Origin of the sequence: Burkholderia sp. BDU5, assembly GCF_001522845.1 — a bacterium.
GTDB classification, from domain to species: Bacteria; Pseudomonadota; Gammaproteobacteria; order Burkholderiales; family Burkholderiaceae; genus Burkholderia; species Burkholderia mayonis.
This window is the reverse complement of record NZ_LOWC01000010.1, coordinates 1-2,256: the sequence shown is the minus strand read 5'-3', so window position 1 is coordinate 2,256 and position 2,256 is coordinate 1. Positions and strand designations below refer to the sequence as shown.

Here is a 2,256-nt window from a genome sequence, read left to right as displayed (position 1 = left end):
GGCCGCGCAGCATGCAATTCGGGAGGCAGCGTGAGAGAGGACATCGAGAAGTATCTCGCCGCGACGTCGGAAGCCACGGCGAAGGCCGTGGCGACCGGAACCGGGCTCCCGCATCTCGACGTGACGAAGGAGCTGAACCGGATGCTCGGCGAGGCGATCGTCGAGCGCGAAAAGCGCGTGGGAGGCGGCAACGAGTATGTGTACTGGCTCGCGCGCGGCGCTGCGTCGGTCGCACCATCCAACGCCATGCCGGCGCCGGCCCCCGCTCTGTCGCTCGCAGAGGCCATTGCCAGCTTGCCGCCTCCGGCCGTCGCGTCCGACAGCACCCAGCGTGTCATCGCGGCCCTGCGCGCTGACGTCGAGCGCCTCACCGCCGAGCGCGACGCCGCGCAGCAGCGGGCCGACACCTGGCGCGCGAATGCCGCGGCACTCGAAGCGCGCATCGACGAACTCACGCTTGGGCCCGTCGGAGCGCGTACGCCGCTGTTCGTGACGGTCGGCAGGTATTGCAAGCCGAGGCGTCACGCGTCGCTCGAGAAAGCCCAGCGGCGCGGCAGCGCGCTCGTGCGCAGCGAAAAGGAATCCGAGGTGCTCGTGCTCGAACCGATCGGCCGGATCGTGCGCGGCACGGAGTGGATGCCGCGATAGCAGTATCGCCGCGCGCTTTCTGTGCCCCGGATTGCGCGGCGCACTCGGGCGGCCCGCACGGCGCCCATTTTTTCTAGATCATGCAAACGACGAAGACACCGTGGAACCCGTCGCGCCGAGCGACCGCCCGCGTCAAGAACCCTCTTCCGGCTCCGACGACCTGCCCGTACGACGGCGGCCCCGTCGAGATCGTGAACAACTCGGCGATCTACGGCCGCGCGTACGGCGAGTATCCGTGGGCGTTCCTCTGCCGCACGTGTCGCGCTTACGTCGGGCTGCACCCCTTCACCGCGATTCCTCTCGGCACGCTGGCCGACGGGCCGACTCGTGAAGCGCGGAAACGCGCGAAAGTTGCCTTCAACCCTCTCTGGCAGTCCGGCGCGATGACGCGCACTGATGCGTACATCTGGTTGGCCCGACAGCTCGACATCGCGAACCACGAGGAATGCCACATCGGCTGGTTCGACGTCGCGACGTGCGATCGCGTCGTAGCTGTAATCCAAAAGGAATTCCCCCAATGACCGATACGCAAGACCCGCTCTGGCGCGCGCTCGCGCGCCTCGAAAACGCCGATCTGAGCAACGACGATCGCAACCTGTTTCGGCCGGCGTTCGCGGCGATGCACGGCAGCCACGCCATGCGCATCCCCGAGGACATCGTGAAGCTGATCCAACGCCTCGACGCAACGCTGCCGAAAGCAATGGAGACCTGACATGGTCCGTGCCCTCCTCTTCATCATCAGCGGCCGACTGCCCTGCCGAATCATCAGCGACGCAGGCCGGCCCTACCTCGAGCGCTACTACTTGTTCACGCTGCTCGGCGTGCGCGTGTACCTGCACCGCTTCGTCGACAGCGATCCCGATCGCGGCCTGCACGATCATCCTTGGCCGTGGGCCTTTTCCCTGATCCTCACCGGCTGGTACTACGAGCAGACGCGCGCCGGCACGAAGATCGTTCGCTGGTTCAACGCACTGATCGGCGACTCATTCCACCGCGTGATCCTGCCGCGCGACCACGGCGTGCACGAGTGCTGGACAATCTTCGCGCACCGCGCGCGCCGCTCGAAGGAATGGGGTTTCCTGCGCGACAAAGGACAGTTGGGCCACGTGTACACCGCCCACAAGCCCGGCACCGACGATCAATGGTGGAAGCGCGCCGCGCGCGGCCGCGCCGAACCGCAGCGCATGCCTCGCTGAACAGACAGAGCATCACCGCGCGGTTTACCTCGGTCCGCGCGGCATTCGAAGGGCGCCGCAATTCGCGGCGCCCTTCTTTTTTCCGACTTTCCTGTGACACCCATGGACAATCAGCGCGTATACAACAGCTTCGGTTTCTGCTGCGGCCTCGGCGGCGGTGCAAAGGGATTCACCAAGGCCACCTCCCGCGTCGGCAATCTGACCGCGACGTGGCGCTGCATTGGCGGCATCGACAACGATCCGGCGGCCGCACGCGACTTCGAGATGCTGGTCGGCACGCCGTGCACGGTGATGGACCTATTCACGTGCGAGCAGTACGCGGCGTTCCACGGCGTCGAGCCGCCGGCCGGCTGGCGCGAGGCCACGCCCGAAGACGTTCGCCGCGCCGCCGGCTACCAGCATCCGCACTGCG

The 2,256-nt window shown here is 67.0% G+C and carries 4 protein-coding genes and 1 pseudogene; all 5 read left to right on the top strand.

What is annotated here, in order from left to right; translation table 11 throughout:
* Positions 1-30 precede the first annotated feature (30 nt).
* The gene (locus WS69_RS02850; RefSeq protein WP_059469310.1) at positions 31-648 is read left to right on the top strand and encodes a hypothetical protein; all 618 of its coding nucleotides are present in this window, start codon (positions 31-33) and stop codon (positions 646-648) included.
* An 80-nt stretch (positions 649-728) separates the two neighbouring features.
* Positions 729-1,169: a zinc-finger-containing protein gene (locus WS69_RS02845; RefSeq protein ID WP_059469309.1), complete on the top strand. Its 441-nt coding sequence runs from the start codon at positions 729-731 to the stop codon at positions 1,167-1,169.
* Positions 1,166-1,360 (top strand): hypothetical protein, encoded by a 195-nt coding sequence (locus WS69_RS02840; RefSeq protein ID WP_059469308.1) that lies wholly within the window; start codon positions 1,166-1,168, stop codon positions 1,358-1,360. Before WS69_RS02845 ends, WS69_RS02840 begins: the two co-directional genes overlap by 4 nt.
* A 1-nt stretch (position 1,361) precedes the next feature.
* Positions 1,362-1,844 carry a hypothetical protein gene (locus tag WS69_RS02835; protein ID WP_059469307.1) on the top strand — a complete coding sequence of 161 codons (483 nt, stop codon included), beginning with the start codon at positions 1,362-1,364 and terminating at the stop codon, positions 1,842-1,844.
* Between the two features lie 102 nt (positions 1,845-1,946).
* Positions 1,947-2,256, top strand: a pseudogene (locus WS69_RS02830) (DNA cytosine methyltransferase); the annotation flags it as partial.